This window comes from Rubrivirga sp., from assembly GCF_049648075.1.
Lineage (GTDB): Bacteria > Bacteroidota > Rhodothermia > Rhodothermales > Rubricoccaceae > Rubrivirga.
In genome coordinates, this window is the sequence record NZ_JBARYR010000173.1 from 1 (window position 1) to 4139 (window position 4139).

The 4139-nt window shown below is 69.0% G+C and carries 4 protein-coding genes and 1 pseudogene; 3 read left to right on the forward strand and 2 right to left on the reverse strand.

Features of this window, described 5'->3' with window-relative positions:
- The 3 genes and pseudogenes from WBA11_RS04925 to hpt all read left to right on the forward strand — a co-directional run.
- Positions 1-734: pseudogene (locus WBA11_RS04925) on the forward strand (hypothetical protein); the annotation flags it as partial.
- A gap of 37 nt (positions 735-771) precedes the next feature.
- Complete coding sequence (gene tilS, locus WBA11_RS04930) at positions 772-2025, forward strand: tRNA lysidine(34) synthetase TilS (RefSeq protein WP_424519607.1); 1254 nt, start codon at positions 772-774, stop codon at positions 2023-2025.
- A 27-nt stretch (positions 2026-2052) separates the two neighbouring features.
- On the forward strand, positions 2053-2625 hold the full coding sequence (gene hpt / locus WBA11_RS04935; RefSeq protein WP_424519608.1) for a hypoxanthine phosphoribosyltransferase: 573 nt from the start codon (positions 2053-2055) through the stop codon (positions 2623-2625).
- Positions 2626-2645: 20 nt separating this feature from the next.
- Here the strand turns inward: hpt and WBA11_RS04940 are convergent, their stop codons facing one another.
- Complete coding sequence (locus tag WBA11_RS04940; RefSeq protein ID WP_424519609.1) at positions 2646-3299, reverse strand: NAD(P)-dependent oxidoreductase; 654 nt, start codon at positions 3297-3299, stop codon at positions 2646-2648.
- A 31-nt stretch (positions 3300-3330) separates the two neighbouring features.
- Positions 3331-4139, reverse strand: an 809-nt coding sequence (locus WBA11_RS04945) for a TonB family protein (protein WP_424519610.1), incomplete at its 5' end; no start/stop codon positions are given.

The following is a 4139-nucleotide window of genomic DNA, read 5'->3' on the forward strand; positions in this document are numbered from 1 at the left end:
CCGCTGACCCGCCGGTCCCGTTCGAGGACGCGGTGCCCGTCGTCGATCTCGAGGTCGAGCCTCGTGTGTCGCTCCCGCCTGTCGTCCTCGCTCCGCCCGCCGGGCCGATCCCGTCTCGCATGGGGCCGGTACCGGACGACGCCGCCGAGCTCGACCTCGACGTGGACCAGGACCGGACGCTGTGGCAACTCCACGGTCGTTACCTGCTGTCCCCAGTCCGGTCGGGGCTACTAGTCGTCGACCAGCGCGCGGCGCACGAGCGAATTTTGTACGAGCGCGCGCTGTCCGCCATGGCCGGCGGGATGGCCCCGAGCCAACAGCTGCTGTTCCCGTTCACCGTCGATCTGTCGCCCACGGACCGGGCGCTCTTGGACGAGATCTTGCCCGACCTGAAGGCGCTCGGGTTCGACATGGAGGCCCGCGACGGCAAGCCGGTCCTGGTCCGGGGCGTCCCCTCCGACGTGACGCTGGGCCACGAGCGGGACGTCCTCGACGACCTGCTGTCGCAGTACCGCCGCAACCGCACGGCCCTCACGCTCGACGCCCGGGAGAACCTGGCGCGGAGCCTCGCCTCGAGGTCGGCGATCCGCACCGGCCACGCCCTCGGTCCGACCGAGGCGAGAACTTTGGTCGACCAACTGTTCGCCTGCGAGGACCCGTTCTCCGACCCGGCCGGACGCCCCACGATGACGCGGATCTCGAGCGACGAGATCGACCGCCGCTTTCGGTCCTAGCGTGGCGTCGAGCTCTGCCAGGGCCGCCCTCGAGGTCGTGGACCGCGCTCTGGACGACCTCGGCATTGCTCGAGAAGAGGCCCTCGTGGCAGCTGTCAGCGGCGGCCTCGACTCGGTCTCGATGCTGCATCTGCTCGTCCAGCTCGGTCAGCGCGTCGTCGTGGCGACTGTCGATCACGGGCTGCGCGCGTCCTCGGGGGCGGACGCGGAGTGGGTGGAGCGCCTCGCCGTGTCCCTCGGCCTCGAGGTCGAGCGTCGGTCCGTCGTTGTGGGGGAGGGGAACGTTCAGGCTCAGGCCCGCCACGCCCGGTACGCCGCGCTCGCAGCCGTCGCGCGCCGGCATGGGTCGAGCGTCGTGGCGACCGCGCATACGGCGACCGACCAGGCAGAGACGGTTCTCATGGCGATGAGCAGGGGCGCCGGCTTGCGGGGTCTGGCGGGGATGCCGAAGGCTCGCGTCCTGGAGGACGGCATCCGGCTCGCTCGTCCGTTATTGCAAATCTCGCGATCCAGCCTCGAGGCCGAGGCATCCGCCAAGGGCTGGACCTGGCGCGTGGACCCGTCGAACGACTCCGATGGCTACCAGCGAAACCGCGTGCGCCAAACCGTTCTGCCAGCCTTGCGAAGCGAGGGAGGAGAGGGGACGGACCTTCGAATCGCGGTGTCCGCAGAATCGGCCCGGTCCGCCCTCGAGGCCTTGCGGGACGGCTTCGAGGACGCGTTCGACGGATCGGTCCTGCACATCGAGTCTGCCGACGCCCAGGCTCGAATCTGGATCATGGACGCTATCGCCGCCGTGCGACCTCGTACCGTTCAGACGCGGGCGCTCGTCGACCGAATCGCAAACCTGGCGGAGGCCGATGTCGGGCAACGGGTCGCAAGTAGTGGCGTTGTGGTTTGGAAAGAGCACGGTGGACTCCGCTTCGAGAGATCGAGTCAACAACTCGGCCTCGAGGGCGGGCTGGTCGTCGAGCCGCTCGATACCGTGCCGTCTGAGTACGGCGCCAGTCCACTGACGGAGGTCGTCGACGCGGACCGCGTCCGCGACCTCGAGGTGCGCGCGTGGCGAGAAGGGGATCGCATGTTCCCGATCGGCCTCGAGGGCTCGAAGCTGGTCTCTGACCTGCTGCGTGAGCGGGGCGTCGCTCGTGCGCGTCGCCCAGCCGTGCCCGTTGTCAGCCTCGAGGGGGAGATCGTGTGGGTCGTCGGGCACCGGCTTGGCCGGTCGGTCGCGATCACCCCGGCGACGACTCGCGCCGAGCGGTGGACCTGGAGCCGCCCGGCAGGCTAGCTTCGAGTCCGACCCCGATCCTCTCTGATGCCCGAGACCATCGCCGCCCCTGACCACGTCACCTGCCGCGGCGAGCGGTTTAAGATCCTGATCTCGGAGGAAGAGATCGACGCGAGGGTTCGAGCTCTCGGGGCTCAGATCGGAGAGGACTACGCAGACGTCGAGCACCCGCCCATCTTGATCGGCGTCTTGAACGGCGCGTTCATGTTCCTCGCCGACCTGATGCGGGCGATCACGGTCGACTCCGAGGTCGACTTCTACAAGCTCTCGAGCTACGGCGCGAGCAAGGTCTCGAGCGGTGCCGTGACAGAGCTCAAGGAGGTCGACGCCGCCCTCGAGGGCCGTCACGTCATCGTGGTCGAGGACATCGTCGACACGGGCCTCTCGATGGACTACGTGCTCAAGAAAATCGCGGCCCAAAAGCCGGCGTCCCTCAAGGCTGCGACGCTGTTGCGGAAGCCCGACGCAGCCAAGGTCGACGTCGAGGTCGACTACATCGCGTTCGACATCGAGGACGCGTTCGTGATCGGCTACGGGCTCGACTACGGTCAGCTCGCGCGCAACCTGCGCGCCATCTACGTCCTCGACGCCGACGGCTAGCGACCTCGAGGACACACGCGCTACCGCGACGCGATCATCGGCGTGCGGTCCTGGAGCGGGGTTCTCGACGCTGCCACATCCAGCAAGAACTCCGCGACGTCAGACCGCCGGGTGGTGGTGAGTAGCCCGTAGCGCTGGATCCCGATCGTCGATCCGCTCGGACGGCCCGGGGTGAGTGTGGTGGGACGAAGGGCCATCCAGTCGAGGTCGCTCTCGCTAAACGCACGCTCCATCGCCGCGAGGTCGAGGTATGCGGCGTTCACGTTGCTGTTGCAGATCATCCAGCGAATCATCGGGTGGACGTCCTCGATGCTGTCGCGGACTCCCGCGGCGCTGATCGCCAGCACCCTCGATACGCCAGCCTCAGACGCGACCCGGGCGAGGTTTTCTGCGACCCGCTTCATGAGATCAGGCGGGGAAGCGAGAGGGGACCATGGGTTGAGCGGGTTTTTCCGCTTGATGCCGAGCGCTGAGATCACGACGTCTCGGCCCTCCATCACCCGCTCGAGCGTTCCGTCCTCGAGGACGAGGCCACGTGCGACCTCGACGCCATCAGGCGGATCGAAACGCGTCGTCGGTCGAACCAAGGCCCGCACATCGTGCCCTCGCTCGATCGCGAGCCGGGTGATCCACTGCCCACACCCACCCGACGCCCCGAGGATCAGGAGCCGCACGGGTGCAGAAGGATCACTGTCCACCGTGCGCCTACAACTCGAAGCGGACGACGACCTGGGACCGCAGGCCGGTCGGGATGCCGTCGACCACGGGCGGGTCGAACCGCATCTCGCGGACGATCTCTTCGGCGAGCGCGTCCAGGCCGCCCCCGAGAGGAGTTGGGACCGCCGTGCGGACGACGCGTCCGTTGCGGTCGGCCTGGAACAGGACCAGCACGTCGCCCTCGATGCGGCCGACCGTGGCCCAGCGCGGGTACTGCGCCTCGTCGAGGCGGCGGCGGATCACGTCGGGGTTTTCGAGACGGGCAAAGTCGAACCCGGGCAGAAAGGCCATGGAGCCCTCGGGGCCAGCCTCACGGATCGTCGTGCCGCCAGGCGGCGTGGGGACACCCGGAGCCATGCCCTCGGGTCGGCCTGCGAGTGCGGTCGCGAGACGATCACGCTCGGCGACGAGTGCAGCGCGTTCTGCGATCAAGGCCTCCCGGTCGGCCTGAGCAGCCGAGAGCTCGGCTAGCAAATCTTGCCGGTTCGCCAAGAGGCCGGCGTCCACGGACGACTCTCGGACGGACGCCTCGAGGGCGGCACGTTCGGCAGCGAGAGCTGCGCGGTCGGCCTCGAGGAGGCGCCGGTCCCGGTCGAGGGCGACCCTCTCAGCGGACACGTCGAGGCCGGTGCCTGCCCGGGCGTCCGCGAGATCGACGCGGAGCTGGTCGGCGGTGGCTACGGCGGCGTCACGGTCGAGGGTGGCCCGATCGCGCTGGGCGTACGCGTCGTTGCGGTCCGCGACCGCTTGGTCACGCGCGACGAACGCGCTGGCGAGCTGCGTGCGCAGGGACGCGA

Coding starts and splice junctions, on each gene's coding strand:
- hpt (WP_424519608.1), top strand. CDS start 2,053: ATGCCCGAGACCATCGCCGCCCCTGACCACGTCACCTGCCGCGGCGAG.